A 20444-nucleotide genomic window follows, 5' to 3' on the forward strand; every position below is an offset into this window, starting at 1 on the left:
GCATCCATCACAGCTGGGCAGCGACCATCTGCAGATGCGCTCGTCCACCCACACCCGACGGTTGCGTCGCAGCCTGCCGCCTCGCCTGCTCGCCCTGCTGGGGGTGCCTGTGTTGTTGGCCGCATGCGGCAGTCAGTTGCAGCCCATGGAAAGTCGCGAGGTCAACTTCCAGGGCCAGGATTTCACCGTGGTCAGTTTGGATCTGCATCGCGAAGCCCTCACGCTGCACTGGAAGAATCCCGATAACGGACAGCCCTACGGCGATATTCAGAGCTTGCGCGAATGGGGTGCAGCCAACGGCAAGCGGCTGATGTTCGCAGCCAACGCCGGCATCTACGATCAGGCCAACGCGCCGCTCGGGCTGTACGTGGAAAACGGCAAGACCCTGGTGCCGCTGAATCTGTTCCACGGCAATCCGGCCGCCGGCAATTTCTCGATCCGCCCCAACGGCGTGTTCGTCGTCTACCGGGACGGCCATGCCGCCGTACGCACCAGCACCGACTTCAAGGCCGACGCCAAGCCGGCGGACTGGGCTACGCAGTCGGGACCGATGCTGGTGATCGACGGCAAGATCAACGACCAGTTCGTACACGACTCCGCCAGCAACAAATGGCGCAGCGGCGTCTGCGCGCGCACGCCCTACCAGGTGGTATTCGCGGTGAGCGAGTCGCCGGTGAATTTCCATACCTTTGCGCAGTTGTTCCGTGACAAGCTCGACTGCAAGGATGCGCTGTACCTGGACGGCACCATTTCGCAGTTCTACATCGACGGCACCGGCTATGCCGGCGCTCCCACCTTCATGGTCAAGCCCTACGCGGGCATCTTCGCGGTGTTTGCCGAACAATGAAACCTCGCTTCCGTTGGTTCCGCGCGCTGTTGATCCTTGTCCTTATCGTGGCGATCGGCCTGTTCGCGACCGGTTGGTGGTTGCTGGCCTGTGGCCGCGCACAGCTCGACGGCCAACAGCGGGTGATCGGGCCACAGCATGCGGTCACCATTGCCCGCGATGCGCTCGGCACCGTCACCATCACCGGCCAGTCGCGTGACGATGTCGCTTACGCCCTGGGCTACGTGCACGGGCAGGAACGGTTCTTTCCGATGGACCTGATGCGACGCGTGGCCGCAGGCGAGTTGTCGGAACTGGTTGGAGGCGCGGCGCTCGATACCGACCTCAATCATCGCCGCCATCGTCTGCGCGCCGTGGCGGAAGCCGCTTATGCGGCACTCACGCCCGAACAGAAGCACACGCTGGATATCTATCGCGACGGCGTGAACGCCGGCCTTGCAAACCTGCGCGAGAAACCCTGGGAGTACCTGCTGCTCAAGGCCAAGCCGGAACCCTGGCGCTCGGAAGACACGATGCTGGTGATCGCTGCGATGTATCTAGATCTCAATGGCGATGGCCGCAACGAGCGCGAACAGCACATCGCGCAAATGCGCGCCGTGCTGCCGGGGCCCCTGGTGGACTTCCTGATCTCACCCGATCCAAACTGGGAAGCGCCGCTGCAAGGCGGTGCCTCGCCCTCTCCGGTTATTCCCGGTGCGGATGTATTCGATCTGCGCCATGCCGGCACGCCGGGCGGCCAAGTGAAGCTGGCTGAAACATCGATCCTTTCGGTGGATCGCTTCTATCCTGGCAGCAACAGCTTCGCGGTGACGGGCAATATCTCGCGTTCCGGCGCAGCGATGCTCGCCAACGACATGCATCTTAGTCTGCGTGTACCGGACATCTGGTTTCGCGCGCGGCTGCGCTATCCCGATCCCACTGCGCCGAAAGGGCAGCGCGATGTCGTTGGCGTGACCCTGCCCGGCACACCTGCACTGGTGGCAGGTTCGAACGGGCAGATCGCCTGGGGCTTCACCAACAGCTACGGCGACTGGATGGATTGGGTGCGCGTCCAGCGCGATCCGCATGATCCCAACCGTTACAAAGTGCCGGAAGGCTGGGCGACGATCGAATCGCACGATGAGATTATCGGCGTCAAAGGTGCGGCACCGCACACCTTGCACGTGGAAGACACGCGTTGGGGACCGATCCTTGCGAAGGATACCGACGGCACGCCGCTGGCACTCTCCTGGATCGGCGATCTGCCCCGCGCCTACAACCTCGCCTTGATGCAGCTCGAGCACACCACCAGCGCTCCCGCTGCGCTGGATCTGGCGACGACCTTCGGCATGCCGCCGCAGAATTTCCTGGTTGCCGACAGCGCGGGCCATATCGGCTGGACCATTGCGGGCAACAGCATTCCGCTACGCACCGGTTTCGATCCGCAACTACCCGCCGACTGGTCGCAGCCGAACACCGGCTGGACCGGCTGGGCCACGCCGTCGCAATACCCGCGTATCGAAGATCCGGCGGATGGCCGGCTGTGGACAGCCAACAACCGCACCATCGGCGGCGATGAAAACGCTTTGCTCGGCGAAGGCGGACACGACATTGGCGCGCGTGCGCAGCAGATTCGCGATGACTTGCGCGGCCGCGCGGATTTCGGCCCTGGCAATCTGCTCGATATCCAGCTCGACGATCACGCGCAGTTCCTTTCCCGCTGGCAGCAGTTGCTGCAAGCCACGCTAGCCGGTACGCACGATCCCTCGCTCGGCCAGTTGCGTCAGCTCACCGCCGCGTGGCGCAACCAGGCCGCGCCGGATAGCGTGGATTACCGATTGGTGCACGCATTCCGCGATGAAGTGCATAAGTTGGTGCTCGCGCCATTCGTCGCACAAATCCAGCGGCGGTTTCCGGATTTTGAGTGGCCCGGCCCCGGCAACCAGGAAGCAGCCGTGTGGATGCTGATCCAGCAACAGCCGGTACAACTGCTTGATCCCACCTACCATGATTGGCATGGCCTGCTGTTGCAGGCAGCGCGCGATGTCGTCGATACGCTAGGCAAACAACAAGGCGGTCTCGCTGCCCGCACCTGGGGCGAAGTGAATCACGCCGGCATTCGCCACCCGCTATCACGCGCCCTGCCCGGCTTTATCGGCCAGTGGCTCGACATGCCGGAAGACGAACTGCCTGGGGATAACAATATGCCGCGCGTTGCACGGCCAGCATCCGGCGCATCCGAACGCCTGGACGTATCGCCCGGACACGAAGACGAAGGCATTCTGGAAATGCCAGGCGGACAAAGCGACAACCCGTTGTCGCCGTTCTACGGTGCAGGTCACGAAGACTGGGTGCATGGACGGCCTACACCGCTGCTGCCAGGTGCGACAAAGTACACGTTGGTACTTGAGCCGTCGCCGCAATAACGATGCCGGTGCGGCATTGCTCCATATGCACATCAATGCTATTTCGAAGCGGATCGTCATTCCGGCGAAGGCCGGAATCCATGGCAAGTACGAAGCATGGATTCCGGCCTTCGCCGGAATGACGATCCGCTAAAGATCAAACCTCAGAGCAGCCTTCCAGGCCGTCTCACATCAACAAAGCGGCCGTATCAACATCCGCTCGCAAATCGCCGTATACAGATCCGGCAGCCGCTCCAGTTCCTCCACATCGATGCACTCGTCCACCTTGTGAATGGTGGCGTTGACCGGACCTAGCTCCACGACTTCTGCGCCCATGGGCGCGATGAAGCGGCCATCCGATGTGCCACCGCCCGTACTTTGTTCCGGCTCCGTGCCGCATAGCTCGCGGCATACCTGCACCACGGTATCGCGCAAGCGTCCCCCTGAGGGACACAGAAACGGTTCACCCGACAACGTCCACTCAAGCGTGTAATCCAGACCGTGTTTGGCGAGAATCGCTTCGGCGCGTTTGCGCAAATTCTCTGCGGTGCTCGCGGTGCTGTAGCGGAAGTTGATCAGTGCGATAAGCGAACCGGGAATGACATTGGTCGCACCGGTACCGGCCTTAATATTGGAAACCTGGAATGAGGTGGGCGGAAAATCGGCATTGCCACCATCCCAACGTTCTGCTGCCAGCTCAGCCAATGCCGGTGCAAACGCATGAATGGGATTGAGCGCCTTGTCCGGATACGCCACATGGCCTTGCACACCGCGCACGGTCAAGGTTCCCGACAAGGAACCGCGTCGACCGACACGAATCAGATCGCCGAGTTTTTCCTTGGACGAAGGCTCACCCACCACACACCAGTCGATGTGCTCACCGATCTCGCGCAAGTACGCCGCAATACGCCGCACGCCGTCGACATTGGTCGGCCCTTCTTCATCACTGGTGAGCAACAGCCCCACGCGGCCGGGGTGGTCCGGATGCGTCGTGACGAAGCGCTCCAGCGCCACCGTCATCGCTGCCACCCCGCCTTTCATGTCAGCCGCACCGCGGCCGTATAGACGTCCATCGCGCACGGTCGGCTCGAACGGCGGACTCTGCCAGGCTTCTTCCGGACCACTGGGCACCACATCGGTATGCCCGAGAAACATCAGCAATGGCCCCTGCCCTGGCGCATTGTTTGCGCCATGCACCGCCCAGAAGTTGTCCACCTCGCCATAACGCAGATGCTCGATACGGAAACCGAGACGCGCCAAGCGTGCGCCGATTTCCGGCAGGCAACCCGCATCCTCCGGCGTGATGGAGCGGCGGCGAATAAGGTCGACAGCGAGATCGAATACCTCAGACATAGCTCAACGCCCGAACAGTTTCTTGAAACCGTTATCCGTGAATCCTACGCTCATCGCCCCATCCGGCTGTACCACGACGGGACGACGGACAAGTGCCGGATATTCCTTCAACAGCAAGGTCCACTCTGAATCCGTGCCGGGATTCTTGCGTTGCGGCAGCAGGTTGCGCCAGGTGGTGCCTGATTTGTTGACCAGCTTTTCCCAGCCGCCCAATTGCTGTGCCCATGCCTTCAACGTGGCTGGCGGTACGGGATTGGCGCGGTAGTCCACGAACTCATGCGCAACGTCGAAGCGTGTGAGCCAGTTGCGCGCCTTCTTGCAGGTGTCGCAGTTGGAGAGGCCATAGAGTGTGAGGTTTGACTGGGTCATCACTCGCCGCTCCGCAGCAGTTCGTTGATGCCAGTCTTGCTGCGCGTTTTCTCGTCAACCTGCTTGACGATGATCGCGGCGTACAAACTGTGGCTACCATCTTTCGCCGGCAAATTACCGGCAACCACCACGCTGCCTGCAGGTACGCGGCCGTAGCTGACTTCACCCGTGGCGCGGTTGTAGATGCGTGTGGATTGGCCAAGAAACACGCCCATGCCGATCACACTGCCACGCTCCACGACGACGCCTTCCACCACTTCGGAACGCGCACCGATGAAGCAGTTGTCTTCGATGATGGTGGGATTGGCCTGGAGCGGCTCCAGTACGCCACCAATACCGACACCACCGGAAAGATGTACGCCCGCACCGATCTGCGCGCATGAACCGACGGTAGCCCAGGTATCGACCATCGTGCCAGAGCCGACGTAAGCACCAATGTTCACGTAACTGGGCATCAGCACCGCGTCCTTGGCGATGTGCGCGCCACGGCGCACCAGCGCACCGGGCACTACACGAGCACCAAGCGTTTCCAGTTCCGAATCGTTGCCATGCTGGAAACGCAGCGGCACTTTGTCGAAGGCCATGGCCGGACCGCCATCCACCACGCGATTGCCATTGATGCGGAAATACAGCAGCACCGCTTTCTTCAACCACTGGTTGACGGCCCAGCCGCCTTGGCCATCGGGTGCGGCAACGCGCTGCTCACCCGATTCGAGCAGATCCATCACTTGCGTGAGTGCAGGGCGCAGGTGGGCCTCGATCTCGGTCTGAGTGAGGTCGTTGCGGCGTTCGAAGGCGTCGTTGATAAGGTTTTCGATGAACTGCATGAGCAAGACTCGTGTTCGGGTCGACCATGAAGATTACAACTACTTGCCCGTGGATGACGCGCAAGACCTCAAATTAGCGCAAGTACGATCGGGCATATCACGCCCGCCGCCAGCAGCACGCTTATCACGACATGCTTTCGTGTATAGCGATAGGCCATATAGAGGCCAAGCAAGGTCGACACAAACAAGCCCAGCGATACGAAGGCCGAGAAAATCTTCAACGGCAGCGGATGCCGAACGGGTGCCGCCGGTTTGTTCGGCTGTGCCGCAACCGCCACCGGCATGGGTGATGCAGCAGACTGACCACCCTCCATCGGACGCGCGCGCCGCTGAGGCAACACGTCCGTTTGCTTCTTGTGCAATTGCGCGGCCACCGCCAGCCATGCCGGTGGCTTGTAGTCGCTGTCGTGGGAGGCTTCGTGCAGGCCGAATACCTGCAAGCCGCCGGTGAATGCAAAGAACAGCACGGCAGGGGCGATGAACACGCCGATGTAGAGATGAAGTTGCCGGGCAAGTTTGAGAAAGGTATGAGATGCAGACATGAGGGCACAGCCTTATGTGGCAGGTTTTAGCCAAATGAGAAAAAGGTGATTGACGATGGCCGCTGATGCGGCCTGGCGGAAAATCATCCCTTGCGAGCTTGCATAGCGTTGGGTGGTACGGCTGTGCCTGGGCTATGCGGACAAGCTCTGTGGTCCGATCCGCTCCCGCAAAGCCTGCCACAAACGCTGTTGCTGTGTCTCGCTCAGCGGCGCATTGCGGCGATCGGTAAGCTGAAAAAAGTCTTCCACGCGCTCGCCGAAGGTGGCGATGCGGGCGTCATGGACGCGCACCTCGCAGGCCATCAGCACTTGCGTGACGGCGGCAAGCAAACCAGGGCGGTCGCTGCAGACAAGTGCCATCTGCGTACGGCCGTCCGACTGCTTGAAGTCGATGCGCGGCGTCATCTGGAAATGCTTCAGATGCCGCGACATGCTACGCCGTGACGGCATGATCGGTGCCGACTGCGACAAGGCGCGGTGCAGCCGCTGCTGCAATTCTTCCGCGCGCTCAGAGCTCGCAGGCTTTTGCGTTTCCGCTTCCAACAGCAGGAAAGTATCCATCGCCTTGCCATCCGGCGAGCTGAGCACGCGGGCTTCCATCACCGAGAAATGCAGGCGATCGAGCATGGCAGTCACGTTCGCGAACAGTCCATCGCGATCGGGCGCATAGACGAACAGTTCGGTACCACCACGCACCGACAGCGGATTCACCGCAATCAGCGGCAGTTTGCCCTGCCCCTCGAGAATCTGCGACGTCTGCCAGGCGATCTGCTCCGGCCGGTGGCGCAGGAAGCTCACCATCGGGAAGCTGTCCCAAAGCTGCGCCACCGTGGTCTGATCGTTGCCATCCGCAACCAGCATGGCCATGGCCTGCTCGCGGCATGCCTGTGCACGCGCGGCGGCGCCGGACGACGGCTTGGCATCGCGGCGCAAGGCATAGCGTGTGGCGGTATAGAGGTCCGCGAGCAGGCGGTCCTTCCAGGCGTTCCACAACCGCGGACTGGTGCCGATGATGTCGGCAATGGTGAGCAGATAAAGCTGCCCTAGTCGCTCGCGTCCACCGACGGTCTCGGCAAAACGGTGCACCACGTCGGGGTCGGTGATGTCCTGGCGCTGCGCGGTGGTGCTCATCAACAGATGCCAGCGCACCAGCCACGCGACACGTTCAATGTCCTCATCCGGCAAACCCAGCTTCTTGCCGAACGCGCGCGCGTCCTCCTCGCCCAATACCGAATGATCGCCGCCACGCCCCTTGGCGATGTCATGAAACAGCGCAGCCAGCAGCAGCACTTCGGGCTTGGGTAGCGTCGACCATACTTCGCATGCCAGCGGAAATTCCGCTTGTGTCGCCGGATCAGCAAAGCGCGCGACGTTGCGCAGGACGCGCAGCGTGTGCTCGTCCACCGTGTACACATGGAACAGGTCGTATTGCATACGGCCGAATACTTTGCCGAACGCAGGCAGGATCGCCGCCAGCAGACCGTGGCGATTCATGCGCCACAACGCATCCACCGCCGGCGCGCCATGCCGCAGCAATTGCAGGAAGGAAGCGAGCACTTTCGGATCGTCGGCGAGTTGCGCACCCATCGCCGCCGTGGCCTGATGGATGCGACGCATCGCGTCAGCGGTAAAGCCGATCACACCCTTCTGATCGAGCCGCGCGATGAAGATGTCCACCAGCGCCGCCGGGCGATGCGTGAACAGGTCCGGATCGCGCACCGCCATGCGCGCGCCGTAGCGAATGAAATCCTCGCCCACCGCTTGTGGCTCGCTCGGCGGCTCCAGCATTTCCACGAAACGTTCAGCGATCTGCATCCCTAAGCGCTCCACCTGACTGGCGGCGCGGTAGTAGCCCTGCATGAATTGTTCGACGCCGAGGTTTTTTTCGTGCTCGTCTTCAAAGCCGAGGCGCGCCGCCAGGGCGCGCTGATAATCGAACAGAAGGCGTTCTTCCGGCCGCCCTGCCTCCAGATGCAAAGCAAAGCGATAGCGTCGCAGCGTGGCCTCGGCATGCAGCAAGGTGTCGCATTCGGCGGGATCGAGCAGACCTTCGGTGACCATGTCCGGAAAGTCCGGCGCATGCGCCAGGCGCATGCCAAGCCAGCGCAACGAATCCAGCGTGCGCAATCCGCCGGGACCATCTTTGAGATTGGGTTCGAGGTTGTAGGCGGTGTCGTCGAAGCGCGCGTGGCGCGCATTGCGCTCGGCTAGGCGCGCTTGCAGATAAGCCCGCGGCGGCCACATGTCAGGCGCTTCGACGATGGCGCGCAGGCTTGTGTCGAGCGAGGGATCGCCGGCCAGGCGGCGTGCGTCGAGCAAACTGGTGAACACGCTGGCTTCCGCCGCAGCCAGCGTCTTGCATTGCGCAGGGTCGCGCACGGCATGGCCGACTTTCAGGCCAATGTCCCAGAACGTTGCGAAGCATTGCTCCAGCGCGCGCAAGCGTGATGAATCGGCGTGCTGCACCAGCGCCAGCAGATCGATGTCCGAGTAGGGAAACAACAGGCCGCGCCCGAAACCGCCGATGGCGAACAACGCTGCATCGTTTACTTCGCCCAGGCAGGCCATCCACACATGCGCCACGATGCGTGTCACCGATTCGCCACGCCGCTGTGCGAGTGCGGTGGCATCGGCACCATCGCGGAAGGCGATGGTGATGGTGCGATCGAGGTCGCCGAGCAGTTGACGCAGCGCACTGCGTGCCTCGGTGGAGACGCCTGAGCGGGGGACTGCGACCGGGAGTCGCGGTAAGGGAGGAAGAGGAACAGCGGACGAGGTCATGGTTCGCCGAAGTGATGATTCTGTGTGTAAGTTGGTGCAAACCCCTACATCATCATCCAGATCGGCATGGCAATGTTGGGGTTTGCACCCCAACCTGCGACTTCAATCAGGCATCCGGCCAGGGGGTCAGAATCTCAAACCCGTCGTCCGTCACCGCAATGGTGTGCTCCCATTGCGCCGACAGCGAATGATCCTTGGTGACCACCGTCCAGCCGTCGGGCAGCTGTTTGGTCTGTGGCTTGCCAGCATTGATCATCGGCTCGACCGTGAATGTCATGCCCTTCTGCAGCACCACGCCCGTACCGGGCTTGCCGTAATGCAACACCTGCGGTTCGTCGTGATAGACCTTGCCGATGCCGTGGCCGCAATATTCACGCACCACCGAGAAGCCCGCGGCCTCTGCATGCTTCTGGATCGCATGCCCCACGTCACCCAAGGTGGCGCCGGGCCGCACGGCCTGGATGCCGCGCATCATCGACTCATAAGTGTTCTCCACCAGGCGCTTGGCCAGCACACCGGGCGCACCTACGTAGTACATGCGGCTGGTGTCGCCGTGCCAGCCGTCCTTGATGACGGTGACGTCCAGATTGATGATGTCGCCGTCCTTCAGCACCTTGCCGGGGGTGGGGATGCCGTGGCAGATCACGTGGTTGACCGAGGTGCACAGCGTCTTGGGAAAGCCGTGGTAGCCCACGTTGGCCGGGATCGCCTTCTGCACGTTAACAATGTGCTCGTACGCAAGCCGATCCAGGTCCTCGGTGGTGACACCGGGTTTCACGTGCTCTTTGAGCATGGCCAGCACTTCGGCCGCCAGTTGGCCGGCAACGCGCATGCCTGCGAGGTCTTGGGCAGATTTGAGGGTGATTGCCATAGGTCCGTTGTGAATGTGGCGGCAAGCTGGCCAAAAACCAGTCCAACTTGCCGCGAAGCGATGGTCCCGGCTACAATTTCCGGGTTTTGCAGACCGCTTCCGGCCCATTCAGGCCCACACGGCGCAAAGCGAAGCGGGATTGTAACCGTCATGCGGTACAAGCCCAACCAATGCCACACACGTATCGGCACCGCCTTCGGGGTGCTGTAGCTGCCCTTCTCCAAGCCGCGGGCACTACGGTCGAAGCTGGGGATACGTGGAGGTCCCAACCCCCGGGCCACTCGAAAAAGGCCCACTGCAGGAGTACTACCATGGCTCAAGTCACCATGCGCCAGATGTTGGAAGCTGGCGTGCATTTTGGTCACCAGACCCGCTACTGGAACCCGAAGATGGCCCCGTACATCTTTGGCGCCCGCGGCAAGATCCACATCATCAACCTCGAAAAGACCCTGCCGCTGTTCACCGACGCGATGAACTTCCTGTCGGGTCTGGCCCAGAAGCGCGGCACCGTGCTGTTCGTGGGCACCAAGCGCTCCGCCCGCGAAGCCCTGGCCGAAGAAGCTGCCCGTGCCGGCATGCCCTTCGTCACCGCCCGCTGGCTCGGCGGCATGCTCACCAACTTCCGCACCGTCAAGCAGTCCGTTGGCCGCTTGAAGGAGCTGGAAGCCGCCGAAACCGACGGCAGCTTCGAGAAACTGGTCAAGCACGAAGTACTGGCCCTGCGCCGCGAGCGCGCCAAGCTGGAAAACTCGCTCGGCGGCATCAAGAACATGAACCGCCTGCCCGACGCGCTGTTCGTGGTCGATATCGGCCATGAAAACATCGCCGTGCAGGAAGCCAAGAAGCTCGGCATCCCGGTGATCGCCGTGGTCGACACCAACTACAACCCCGAACTGGTGGACTACCCCATCCCGGGCAACGATGACGCCATCCGCGCCATCCAGCTTTACGCGCGTGCCGCCGCCGATTCGATCCTGGAAGGCAAGGCCGCCGCTCCGGCAGCCGCCCAGGGCGACGCCAACGAGTTCGTCGAACTGGACGAGCAAGGCAACCCGGTAGCCAAGGAAGAGGACGATCGCCGTGCCGCTCCGCCACGCCGCAATGCACCGGCCAAGAAGGGCTCGGGCCGCGGTGACCGTGACGGCGGCCGTGGTGGTCGTAATGACCGCGGTGGTCGTGGCGGCCGCACGCAGCACGATGCTGCCGACGCCGACTAAGTCTTAAACATGCCGGACGCACCCGCGTCCGGCATCCCAAGTTTCCGAGGATCCCATGAGCACTATTTCCGCCCAACTGGTCAAGGAACTCCGCGAGCGTTCCGGTGCCGGCATGATGGAATGCAAGAAGGCGCTGGTCGAAAACAATGGCGACATCGAAGTCGCCATGGAATGGCTGCGCAAGTCGGGCCTCGCCAAGGCCGACAAGAAGGCTGGCCGCGTCGCTGCCGAAGGCCGCATCGTCGCCGCCCAGGCCAACGGCAATGCCGTGCTGGTTGAAGTGAACTGCGAAACCGACTTCGTCACCAAGAACCCCGACTTCGTGAAGTTCAGCGACAACGTCGCCGAGATCGCGCTGAAGTCCGGTGCAAAGGACGTTGACGCACTGAAGGCGGCCGCCTATCCGGACGGTGGCACGATCGAAGAAGCCTCCAAGGCACTGGTCGCCACCATCGGCGAGAACATCCAGGTTCGCCGCATGGCGCACGTAGCCAACAACGGCGTGATCGCCAGCTACCTGCACGGCGGCCGCATCGGCGTGCTAGTGGCGTTGAAGGGTGGCTCTGACGAGCTGGCCAAGGGCATCGCCATGCATGTGGCTGCGATGAATCCGCAGTTCGTGCGTGCCGACGACGTGCCGGCCGATTTCCTGGCGAAGGAAAAGGACATCGCGCTGAGCCAGATGTCTGACAAGGAAAAGAACAAGCCGGCCGACATCCTGGAAAAGATCGTCAGCGGCAAGGTCGCCAAGATCATTTCCGAAGTCACCCTGCTTGGTCAGGCCTACGTGCTGGACACCAATGTCACCGTCGCCGATGCGCTGAAGAAGGAAGGCGCTGACGTAGTGTCGGTGGCACGCCTGGCCGTTGGCGAAGGCATCGAGAAGGTGGAAGAGGACTTCGCCGCTGAAGTGATGAAGCAGGCGGGCCTGGCGTAAATCGCCACACTTCGTCTGAATGAAAAGGCCGCGGGGAACCGCGGCCTTTTTGTTGCGACCCTCGCCTCAACCCGCAACGTCTAACTCGCTCCCCGCCATGGAGCAGGCGCTGGTTTGACGCGCGGCTGCAGCAGATCCCACTTGTTGCCGTATAAATCTTCGAACACCGCCACGATGCCGTACGGTTCTTCGCGCGGCAGTTCCAGAAAACGCACGCCACGCGAACGCATCGCTTCATAGCGCGCATAGAAATCGTCAACGTGCAGGAACAGAAACACACGCCCACCACCCTGTTCTCCCACATAAGCGTCCTGGCCACCCGTACTCGCCCGTGCCAGCAGCAGACGCGTTTCGTGCGAGCCAGGCGGCGCAACCAGCACCCAGCGCTTGCCGCCACCCAGTGGCGTGTCCTCGATCAATTCGAAATCCAGGCAGCCGGTATAGAACGCAATGGCCTCGTCGTAGTCGTGCACTAGCAATGCAACGGCGGCAATGGTGTGGTGCATGGCGAACCCCGGCTGTGAGTGCAATGTGAAACCTCGTGAGGCTTGCGAAGCATAAAAGCATGACGCGCTGACGTCTGCGTCGACCTCCGCTACAATGCGGCCGTTTTGCTTGAGGCATTTGTACGCAATGCCCGACAGCGCTCCGGAAACGTCCTCAGCGTTTTCCGGCCTTCACCCCACAACCGGAGCCATCATGAGCGACCCGCTAAAGTACCCACGCATTCTGCTCAAACTCTCTGGTGAAGCGTTGATGGGCGAGGCAGATTACGGCATCGACCCCAAGGTGATCGGACGGCTGGCCGACGAAATCATCGAAGTGCAAAAAATTGGCGTACAGATCGGCGTGGTGATCGGCGGCGGCAACATCTTCCGCGGCGCGGGCTTGGCGGCAGCCGGCATGGATCGCGTTACCGGCGATCATATGGGCATGCTGGCAACTGTAATGAATGCACTGGCGATGCAAGATGCCATCGAGAAGCGCGGCGGCTTCGCCCGCGTGATGAGTGCCATCCAGATCCATGACGTGGCCGAAGACTTCATCCGCCGCCGCGCCATCCGACACATTGAAAAAGGCCGCATCGTGCTGTTCGCCGCCGGCACCGGCAATCCCTTCTTCACTACCGACTCGGCCGCCGCGCTACGCTCCATCGAAGTAAGTGCCGATCTGCTGCTCAAGGCCACCAAGGTCGACGGCGTCTACACGGCTGACCCGGCCAAACACAGCGACGCCAAACGGTTTGAACAGCTCACCTACGACCAGGTCATCGAACGCAAACTGGCAGTGATGGACACTGCTGCCATCGCCCTATGCCGTGACCATCGCATGCCATTGCGCATCTATGACATGACCGTACCGGGCAACCTGATGCGCATCATGCACGGCGAGCCGGTCGGCACGCTGGTTGACGCAAGCTGACTACCTGCCATGCTCCCCCGCCCCCTTCGGAAGAGGGGCGGGAAGTTACTGTTATACTTGCCGGCTCGCACGCCATCGGGTGATTTCACATGCTCAACGACATCAAACGCGACGCCCAGACCCGCATGGGCAAGAGCATCGATGCCCTCAAGCACGACTTGTCTCGCCTGCGCACCGGTCGCGCAAGCACGACGCTGGTTGATGGCATCAAAGTGCCTTACTACGGCTCGGACATGCCGCTGAACCAGGTGGCGACGGTTGCCCTGGCCGATGGGCGATCGATTGTCATTACACCGTTCGAAAAGAACATGGTCGCGCCGATCGAGAAGGCCCTGCTGGCTTCGGACCTCGGCATCACGCCCACCACCGCCGGTACAGTCATCCGCCTGAACATGCCGCCGCTTACCGAAGAGCGCCGCCGCGAGCTGGCCAAGCACGTGTCGCACGAAGGCGAGAATGCGAAGATTGCCATCCGCAACGTGCGCCGCGATGCCTTACAGCATGTAAAAGACTTGCTCAAGGAAAAGAAGATCACCGAGGACGAGGAGCGCAAGGCGGACGAAGAAGTCCAAAAGCTCACCGACCAATTCGTCAAGGAAGTCGACAAGCTGGCCAAAGCAAAAGAAGAAGAGTTGATGTCCATGTAAGGCCATCGACGCACGCCGGACCTGTCAAACGACCGGCACGCGCCGTCCAAACCGCCTGACGGAGGAGCAAAGAAGGGTGAGGGGTCCATCTTGCACAGCCGCTGTCCTGACACGGGCTTTGGGCCAACTAGGCGCGTGAACTGCGCTTCCGCCATCATTCTCGCTGCGACAGGGCAGAAAGGCGCCGGTATCTGGCCTTTCCCTGACGAATGCGGTTTCTGCATGGCTCACGGCGCAGTAGGCGTAGCCGCCACCGTTACTCTCCATCCATGACGACGACCACCCTCAAACACATACCTCGCCATATCGGCATCGTGATGGATGGCAACGGGCGCTGGGCGAAGACCCGCCACCGTCCGCGTAGCTTCGGCCACAACGCCGGTCGCAAAGCCGTGCGCGAGGTTGTGGAAGGTTGTATTCGCCATGGCGTGGAAGCACTGACGCTGTTCGCCTTCTCCAGCGAAAACTGGCAACGCCCACCGGATGAAGTCAACGCGCTGCTGGATCTCTTTATGCGTGCGCTGGACAAGGAAGTGGACGAGCTGGATGAAAACGGTGTGCGTTTGCGCTTCATCGGTGATTTGAGCGCGTTCGACAAGCCGCTGCGCCAGCGCATGGTCGATGCGATGGAACGCACTGCCGGCAATATCAAGCTGCATTTGAATATCGCCGTGAATTACGGCGGCCGCTGGGACGTCGTGCAAGCTGCACGCAAGGTGGCCATGGCGGTAGCCCAAGGCGAACTGTCGGTGGATGCCATCGACGAAGCCGCGTTCGATCGCTGGACCAGCCTGTCCGAAGTGCCGCCACTGGACCTGTTCATCCGCACCGGCGGCGACCATCGCATCAGCAATTTCTTGCTGTGGCAGTTAGCCTATGCAGAGCTCTATTTCACTGAGACGCTGTGGCCAGACTTCAACCAGGCTTCGCTGCAACTTGCGATCAACGACTTTGCCCGTCGCGAACGCCGCTTCGGCCGTACTGGCGATCAGGTCGCCCAGGCAGCGGTGCGTTGAGCCGGCTTGCAGTCACCCAGCAGCTCGGCCTGAATCCTTCTACTCAAGGGGCGAGGAGTAACCACGGCATGCATGCCAAGAGCCAACTGAATGAGAATCCAGCCGGCAGGGGTACGCACTGCCGCGCCCGTCCCTGCGCAGCCGCCGCGGACCGCTAGGACATTCCATGCTGCGACAGCGTGTCATTACCGCTTTGCTCCTCGCTCCCTTGGCGATCCTGCTGATTCTGCTGCCTCCGACCAGCGTGTTTGCTTGCCTGCTGGCTGCAGCCTTCCTGGCCGGCGCCTGGGAATGGTCGCGACTGGCCGGCATGAAAAGCCGTGTTACGCGTGGCGTGCTGCTTGGCTTCGTCTTGTTGGTGTTCATAGCGCTGTGGGTACTGCGAAGCTCGCAGTGGCTATGGCCTGCACTGATCGTGGCCGGTGTGGCGTGGTGGCTGGTGGCGTGCGTATGGCTGCGCCACTTCGCGTTTGCGGCGGCACCGACGTCCGAAAATCGTAATCTGAAGTTGTTGGCTGGTGCCTTCGTCGTGTTTCCGGCCTGGGTGGCCGCCCTGAGCATTCACGGCAGCCCATCGCACGGCCACGTGTGGACGTTTCTGGCGATGTTGCTGGTGTGGGCCGCCGATACTGGCGCCTATTTTGCCGGCAGCTGGTTCGGCAAGGGCAAGCGCAAGCTGGCGCCGCAAATCAGCCCTGGCAAGACCTGGGTGGGGGTGTACGGTGCCTTCACCACCAGCTCCCTGGTAGCCGCCGTGGCCGGGTGGCTGCTGGGCGTGCACGACTTGCGTTTGCTGGGCCTGATCGTCGTCACCATCGTGACGGTTGCCAGCTCGATCATCGGCGACCTGCTGGAAAGCCTGATGAAACGCCATGCAAACGTGAAAGACTCCGGTGCCCTTTTCCCGGGCCATGGAGGGCTGCTGGATCGCCTGGACAGCGTATTCGCGGCCTTGCCGGTGTTTGCGTTGGGGAAGCTCTTGCTGGGGCTTTGAGGCATGCCACACCCGCCTCCCTTCCCGGCAAGCAGAGGAAGGCGTAAAGAACGGAACTGCTGCTGCAGGCCGCGGTCGATATCCCAATCCCGAGCGTACGCCGCCGTGCAGCCTTCCTGGCCGTCCGGCGGGTACTTCGCAACGCTTGCTGATAAGCTTTGAGTTCCTAAGAAGACGTACCTGCTTTGATGAATCCCTTTTTCGGCTCGGTGTTCTGGTTACTGGTCACGCTCGGCGTGCTGGTGACCTTTCACGAATTCGGACACTACTGGGTCGCTCGCCGCTGTGGTGTGAAAGTGCTGCGCTTCTCGGTCGGCTTCGGCCGCGCGATATGGAAACGCATCGGCCGCGACGGCACCGAATACCAAATCGCCGCCATCCCGCTGGGCGGCTACGTCAAAATGCTCGACGCCCGCGAGGGTGACGTCGATCCCGCGGAACGTCATCAGGAATTTACCGCCCAGTCGCTGTGGAAGCGCATTGCCATCGTGGCCGCGGGCCCGGGCTTCAATATCATCTTCACTGTCGCCGCGTTCTGGTTGATGTTCGTGCTGGGACGCACGGACTACGCGCCGATCGTCACCGCCGCGCCGCAAAGCCTGGCCGCCGAGGCGGGCATCCATGCGGGTGATCGCTTGTTGACGGTGGGTGGAGAACCCGTCACGACCTGGAGCGGCTCGTACGACGTCATCGCCAACGCACTGCTAGGCCGGACACCGCTGGCGGTTACCGTGCTCGGTGCGGACGGTGCGCAGCGTTCGCTGGTGCTGCCGCTCAATCGCCTGCCGCCTGGCGAAGACGTGGGGCAATACCTGGACAAGCTGGGTCTGGAACTGGCACCGGCACCGCCAGTCGCGGCCACCGTGGAACCCGGTGATCCTGCCGCGCTGGCCGGCTTGCAGGCCGGTGATCGCATCCTGCGCATCAACGGCACGGCAGTGAAGGACGATTTCAACGACATCGGTACGCTGGTCAAGGCCGCCGCGGTGAAATCACCGCGTCTCTCTGTGGACATCGAACGTGATGGCAAGCCTATGAGCTTCACCGTCACGGCACAGATGAAATCGGAACGGGGTCAGCCGCCGCAGTGGATCATCGGCATCACCAGCCCGGCCGCTAAAATCGCCGTCCAGCATTACGGTCCGGCCAAGGCCCTGGTCGAGTCGCTCGCCCTCACCTGGCAGCGCACCACCGACACCTTCAGCATGGTCGGCAAGATGATCACCGGCGAGGCGTCGACGAAAAACATTTCCGGCGTCATCGGCATCGCGCAGGTCGCCAACGCGGCAGCGCAGATGGGGCTGGATCGCTTCCTGGAATTCCTCGGCCTGGTGTCGCTTAGCCTGGCCATCATCAACTTGCTGCCCATCCCGGTCTTGGATGGCGGCCATCTGCTGTATTACCTTATCGAGCTGATCAAAGGCAGCCCGGTCAGCGAACGGACCATGATCGCGGGCCAGTACGTGGGCATCGCCTTGCTGTTCACGCTGATGGGGTTGGCGTTCTACAACGACATCCATCGCATCATCCTGCCCTCGTGAGACGGATGCGCGCCGCCTGCAACCTCTGGTTGAGTGGCTGGCCGCGATTGTCCTATCGCGTGGCAAACCTCGCGTCCTGCGCGGCACCCGGTGTTTTTTCGCCGGCCATGCCCGCGCAAGTGGGGAACAACATGGGGCCGGGATGATGCCGGCTTTGGAAAAAATGCAGCGGGGCGGCCGCATGACCGCCCCGTCCGAATAACACAACGGAATCGACGATGAAGCGTATCGCCGCCCTGATCCTGCTTGCCAGCCTATCCACCAGCGCATTCGCGCTGGAACCCTTTGTCGTTTCCGACATCCGAATTGAGGGCCTGAACCGCATTTCTGCGGGTACCGTGTTCAATTACCTGCAGATCAACAAGGGGGATCGCCTTACCACCGAGGAAGCCCAGCAGGCGATCCGTGCGTTGTATGGCACCAAGTTCTTCAGCGACGTGGAACTGGAGCGCGATGGCAGCATCCTGGTGATCAAGGTCACCGAACGTCCGTCGATCGCCAAGCTGTCGATCCGCGGCAACAGCGATATCAAGACTGACGACCTGAAGAAGGGCCTGAAGGAAATCGGCTTGTCCGAAGGCGAAACCTTCGACCGCCTGGCGCTGGACCGCGTGCAGCAGGAGCTGATCCGCCAGTACTACAACCGCGGCAAGTACAACGTTTCGGTAATCCCGCACGTGACGACGCTCGATCGCAACCGCGTGTCCATCGACATCGAGATCCGCGAGGGCAAGGTCGCCAAGGTCAAGGAAGTGAACATCGTCGGCAACACGGCGTTCACCGACAAGGAAATCGAGCAGAACTTCGAAACCGGCACGACCAACTTGCTGTCGTGGTATTCGAAGAACGACCAGTACTCCCAGGACAAGCTCTCGGGTGACCTGAAGAAGCTGCAGTCCTACTACATGGATCGCGGCTATGCCGACTTCGGCATCGATTCCACCCAGGTCACCATTGCACCCGACAAGCGCGCGATGTACATCGCTGCCGACGTGATCCAGGGCGACATCTACCACATCTCCGGCACGCACCTGCTCGGCCAGCTCATCCTGCCCGAAGACACGCTGCGCAAGCTGGTATTCGTGAAGGACGGCGACCTGTTCAACCGCCGCGCCATCGAAGCGACCTCCGACTCGATCAAGGCATTGCTGGCCAACATTGGCTACGCCTTTGCCAAGGTCAACTCGGTGCCCAAGCTCGATAAAGACAAGAAGACCGTGGACGTGACCTGGTACATCCAGCCGGGTCCGCGTGTGTATGTGCGCCGTGTGATCTTCCAGGGCAACACCCGCACGGAAGACGATGTGCTGCGCCGTGAAATGCGCCAGCTCGAAGGCGCGTGGTATTCGCAGGCGGCGATCGACCGCTCGAAGATCCGCCTGCAGCAGCTGGGCTACTTCAAGACCGTTACCATCGACAAGCAAACCGTGCCCGGCAGCGATGACGAAGTCGACCTGACGGTGAAGGTGGAAGAACAGTCCGCCGGCAGCCTCACCTTCGGCGTGGGTTATTCGCAGTACTCGGGCATCATCCTGTCCTCCTCGGTGTCGCAGAAGAACTTCCTCGGCACCGGCGACCAGTTCTCCATCGGCGCAGAGCGCAGCGATTACCTCACCTCGATCAACGCGGGTTATGTAAACCCGTACCTGACCGAAAACGGCGTCAGTATCGGCTACAACGCCACCTTCTCGAAGGCCGACTACAGCAGCCTGGGTAGCCAGTACGCCAGCTATTCCAACAGCACCAAGTCGTTCTCCACGACCATTGGCATTCCGATCACCGACTTCGATCGCCTGAGCGGCAGCCTCGGTATCGGCAGCACCAAGATCAACACCTACGAGGGCTATACCCCGCAGGTACTGATCGACTACATCAACGCGCTGGGCCATGAGACGATCCACACCTGGACGGGCTCGGTGGGCTGGATCCACGACACGCGCAACTCGTACTGGGCGCCTACACACGGTGGCCAGATCACAGCGGGCGTGAACGTGGCACTGCCTGGCTCCACCGTGCAGTACTGGACCTTCAACGGCGAAGCCAACCACTACTGGCCGCTCTGGAAAGGCTTCGTGCTGTACCTGGACGGCAAGGTGGCCTACGGCGATACCTACGGCACGCAGAAATTCCAGAACACGACGGCCGACTACACCGCCTCCAATGGCCAGTACGGCTACAAGGCCGGCGACAAGGTCACCTTCCCGTTCTGGATGAACTTCTACGCCGGCGGCGTGACCGACTTGCGCGGCTTCCAGGACAACACCCTTGGTCCGCGTGCCTGCGCTGGCGACACCTCCACTGGCTTGCCCATCAAGCCGTACAACACCGGCTACTGCCCCAACAGTACCTACAGCTATGCGCAGCCAATCGGCGGCGCGTTCAAGGTATTGGGCACGGCGGAGATTTACCTGCCGCTGCCGTTCCTCAAGGACATCAATACCGCACGCGTATCGTTGTTCATGGACGTGGGTCAGGCCTATCAGAACATCCAGAGCTTCAGCACCAAGACGCTGGACGCGTCGGCCGGTGTCTCGCTGCACTGGCAGGCACCGATCGGCCCGCTGATCATCAGCCTGGGCATGCCCTTCCGCACACAACCCGGCGACAGCCAGTACGAGGAACGTATCCAGTTCACCTTCGGCAGCCAGTTCTAAGGCAGCCCGCAAGGGAATATCCAAAGAAAGCGCGGCCTGGCC

Annotated in this window: 18 protein-coding genes; 11 read left to right on the forward strand and 7 right to left on the reverse strand. The window is 61.8% G+C overall.

Annotated elements, in window-relative coordinates; all coding sequences use genetic code 11:
- Nucleotides 1-34 precede the first annotated feature (34 nt).
- From IEX75_RS03030 to IEX75_RS03040, 3 genes are read left to right on the forward strand one after another with little or no spacing between them, the layout of a single operon-like run.
- Nucleotides 35-847 (forward strand): phosphodiester glycosidase family protein, encoded by an 813-nt coding sequence (locus IEX75_RS03030; RefSeq protein WP_188794299.1) that lies wholly within the window; start codon nucleotides 35-37, stop codon nucleotides 845-847.
- Nucleotides 844-3252, forward strand: a complete 2409-nt coding sequence (locus IEX75_RS03035; protein ID WP_188792773.1) for a penicillin acylase family protein — start codon at nucleotides 844-846, stop codon at nucleotides 3250-3252. The genes IEX75_RS03030 and IEX75_RS03035 overlap by 4 nt, the downstream gene beginning before the upstream one ends.
- Nucleotides 3233-3385, forward strand: coding sequence for a hypothetical protein (locus tag IEX75_RS03040; protein ID WP_188792774.1), 153 nt, complete (start codon nucleotides 3233-3235; stop codon nucleotides 3383-3385). Before IEX75_RS03035 ends, IEX75_RS03040 begins: the two co-directional genes overlap by 20 nt.
- 38 nt (nucleotides 3386-3423) lie before the next feature.
- Here IEX75_RS03040 and dapE read toward each other — a convergent pair whose 3' ends face one another.
- The 6 genes from dapE to map all read right to left on the reverse strand — a co-directional run bounded on the left by dapE (nucleotide 3424) and on the right by map (nucleotide 9974).
- The gene (gene dapE, locus IEX75_RS03045) at nucleotides 3424-4584 is read right to left on the reverse strand and encodes a succinyl-diaminopimelate desuccinylase (RefSeq protein ID WP_188792775.1); all 1161 of its coding nucleotides are present in this window, start codon (nucleotides 4582-4584) and stop codon (nucleotides 3424-3426) included.
- Nucleotides 4585-4587: 3 nt separating this feature from the next.
- A complete protein-coding gene (locus IEX75_RS03050; RefSeq protein ID WP_188792776.1) occupies nucleotides 4588-4953 on the reverse strand; it encodes a Spx/MgsR family RNA polymerase-binding regulatory protein in 366 nt (121 codons plus the stop codon).
- On the reverse strand, nucleotides 4953-5780 hold the full coding sequence (gene dapD / locus IEX75_RS03055; protein WP_188792777.1) for a 2,3,4,5-tetrahydropyridine-2,6-dicarboxylate N-succinyltransferase: 828 nt from the start codon (nucleotides 5778-5780) through the stop codon (nucleotides 4953-4955). The genes IEX75_RS03050 and dapD overlap by 1 nt, the downstream gene beginning before the upstream one ends.
- 68 nt (nucleotides 5781-5848) lie before the next feature.
- Nucleotides 5849-6322 (reverse strand): PepSY domain-containing protein, encoded by a 474-nt coding sequence (locus tag IEX75_RS03060; RefSeq protein ID WP_188792778.1) that lies wholly within the window; start codon nucleotides 6320-6322, stop codon nucleotides 5849-5851.
- Between the two features lie 132 nt (nucleotides 6323-6454).
- Nucleotides 6455-9103: a [protein-PII] uridylyltransferase gene (glnD, locus tag IEX75_RS03065; RefSeq protein WP_188792779.1), complete on the reverse strand. Its 2649-nt coding sequence runs from the start codon at nucleotides 9101-9103 to the stop codon at nucleotides 6455-6457.
- Nucleotides 9104-9209: 106 nt separating this feature from the next.
- Nucleotides 9210-9974, reverse strand: a complete 765-nt coding sequence (gene map, locus IEX75_RS03070) for a type I methionyl aminopeptidase (RefSeq protein WP_188792780.1) — start codon at nucleotides 9972-9974, stop codon at nucleotides 9210-9212.
- Nucleotides 9975-10285: 311 nt separating this feature from the next.
- On the opposite strand from map, the gene rpsB reads away from it, so the two are divergent.
- Both rpsB and tsf read left to right on the forward strand, forming a co-directional pair.
- The gene (gene rpsB, locus IEX75_RS03075) at nucleotides 10286-11191 is read left to right on the forward strand and encodes a 30S ribosomal protein S2 (protein ID WP_188792781.1); all 906 of its coding nucleotides are present in this window, start codon (nucleotides 10286-10288) and stop codon (nucleotides 11189-11191) included.
- A 55-nt stretch (nucleotides 11192-11246) separates the two neighbouring features.
- On the forward strand, nucleotides 11247-12128 hold the full coding sequence (tsf, locus tag IEX75_RS03080; protein ID WP_188792782.1) for a translation elongation factor Ts: 882 nt from the start codon (nucleotides 11247-11249) through the stop codon (nucleotides 12126-12128).
- An 80-nt stretch (nucleotides 12129-12208) separates the two neighbouring features.
- Here tsf and IEX75_RS03085 read toward each other — a convergent pair whose 3' ends face one another.
- Nucleotides 12209-12634 carry a VOC family protein gene (locus IEX75_RS03085; RefSeq protein ID WP_188792783.1) on the reverse strand — a complete coding sequence of 142 codons (426 nt, stop codon included), beginning with the start codon at nucleotides 12632-12634 and terminating at the stop codon, nucleotides 12209-12211.
- 193 nt (nucleotides 12635-12827) lie between these two features.
- Here IEX75_RS03085 and pyrH point away from each other — a divergent pair, with 193 nt between their 5' ends.
- The 6 genes from pyrH to bamA all read left to right on the forward strand — a co-directional run bounded on the left by pyrH (nucleotide 12828) and on the right by bamA (nucleotide 20402).
- Nucleotides 12828-13550, forward strand: coding sequence for a UMP kinase (pyrH, locus tag IEX75_RS03090; RefSeq protein ID WP_188792784.1), 723 nt, complete (start codon nucleotides 12828-12830; stop codon nucleotides 13548-13550).
- Between the two features lie 89 nt (nucleotides 13551-13639).
- The gene (gene frr / locus IEX75_RS03095; RefSeq protein ID WP_188792785.1) at nucleotides 13640-14197 is read left to right on the forward strand and encodes a ribosome recycling factor; all 558 of its coding nucleotides are present in this window, start codon (nucleotides 13640-13642) and stop codon (nucleotides 14195-14197) included.
- A 269-nt stretch (nucleotides 14198-14466) separates the two neighbouring features.
- Nucleotides 14467-15213 (forward strand): polyprenyl diphosphate synthase, encoded by a 747-nt coding sequence (uppS, locus tag IEX75_RS03100; protein ID WP_188792786.1) that lies wholly within the window; start codon nucleotides 14467-14469, stop codon nucleotides 15211-15213.
- Between the two features lie 166 nt (nucleotides 15214-15379).
- Nucleotides 15380-16207 carry a phosphatidate cytidylyltransferase gene (locus tag IEX75_RS03105; protein WP_188792787.1) on the forward strand — a complete coding sequence of 276 codons (828 nt, stop codon included), beginning with the start codon at nucleotides 15380-15382 and terminating at the stop codon, nucleotides 16205-16207.
- Nucleotides 16208-16395: 188 nt separating this feature from the next.
- Nucleotides 16396-17748: an RIP metalloprotease RseP gene (gene rseP, locus IEX75_RS03110; RefSeq protein ID WP_188792788.1), complete on the forward strand. Its 1353-nt coding sequence runs from the start codon at nucleotides 16396-16398 to the stop codon at nucleotides 17746-17748.
- 218 nt (nucleotides 17749-17966) lie between these two features.
- The gene (gene bamA / locus IEX75_RS03115) at nucleotides 17967-20402 is read left to right on the forward strand and encodes an outer membrane protein assembly factor BamA (protein ID WP_188792789.1); all 2436 of its coding nucleotides are present in this window, start codon (nucleotides 17967-17969) and stop codon (nucleotides 20400-20402) included.
- Nucleotides 20403-20444: the final 42 nt, after the last annotated feature.

It is taken from the genome of Dyella nitratireducens, assembly GCF_014642835.1.
In the GTDB taxonomy this organism is placed as follows: Bacteria; Pseudomonadota; Gammaproteobacteria; order Xanthomonadales; family Rhodanobacteraceae; genus Dyella_B; species Dyella_B nitratireducens.

Coding starts and splice junctions, on each gene's coding strand:
- IEX75_RS03035 (WP_188792773.1), top strand. CDS start 844: ATGAAACCTCGCTTCCGTTGGTTCCGCGCGCTGTTGATCCTTGTCCTT.
- pyrH (WP_188792784.1), top strand. CDS start 12,828: ATGAGCGACCCGCTAAAGTACCCACGCATTCTGCTCAAACTCTCTGGT.
- frr (WP_188792785.1), top strand. CDS start 13,640: ATGCTCAACGACATCAAACGCGACGCCCAGACCCGCATGGGCAAGAGC.
- IEX75_RS03085 (WP_188792783.1), bottom strand. CDS start 12,634: ATGCACCACACCATTGCCGCCGTTGCATTGCTAGTGCACGACTACGAC.
- IEX75_RS03050 (WP_188792776.1), bottom strand. CDS start 4,953: ATGACCCAGTCAAACCTCACACTCTATGGCCTCTCCAACTGCGACACC.
- IEX75_RS03060 (WP_188792778.1), bottom strand. CDS start 6,322: ATGTCTGCATCTCATACCTTTCTCAAACTTGCCCGGCAACTTCATCTC.
- map (WP_188792780.1), bottom strand. CDS start 9,974: ATGGCAATCACCCTCAAATCTGCCCAAGACCTCGCAGGCATGCGCGTT.
- bamA (WP_188792789.1), top strand. CDS start 17,967: ATGAAGCGTATCGCCGCCCTGATCCTGCTTGCCAGCCTATCCACCAGC.
- IEX75_RS03105 (WP_188792787.1), top strand. CDS start 15,380: ATGCTGCGACAGCGTGTCATTACCGCTTTGCTCCTCGCTCCCTTGGCG.
- rseP (WP_188792788.1), top strand. CDS start 16,396: ATGAATCCCTTTTTCGGCTCGGTGTTCTGGTTACTGGTCACGCTCGGC.
- IEX75_RS03030 (WP_188794299.1), top strand. CDS start 35: ATGCGCTCGTCCACCCACACCCGACGGTTGCGTCGCAGCCTGCCGCCT.
- dapE (WP_188792775.1), bottom strand. CDS start 4,584: ATGTCTGAGGTATTCGATCTCGCTGTCGACCTTATTCGCCGCCGCTCC.
- glnD (WP_188792779.1), bottom strand. CDS start 9,103: ATGACCTCGTCCGCTGTTCCTCTTCCTCCCTTACCGCGACTCCCGGTC.
- dapD (WP_188792777.1), bottom strand. CDS start 5,780: ATGCAGTTCATCGAAAACCTTATCAACGACGCCTTCGAACGCCGCAAC.
- tsf (WP_188792782.1), top strand. CDS start 11,247: ATGAGCACTATTTCCGCCCAACTGGTCAAGGAACTCCGCGAGCGTTCC.
- rpsB (WP_188792781.1), top strand. CDS start 10,286: ATGGCTCAAGTCACCATGCGCCAGATGTTGGAAGCTGGCGTGCATTTT.
- uppS (WP_188792786.1), top strand. CDS start 14,467: ATGACGACGACCACCCTCAAACACATACCTCGCCATATCGGCATCGTG.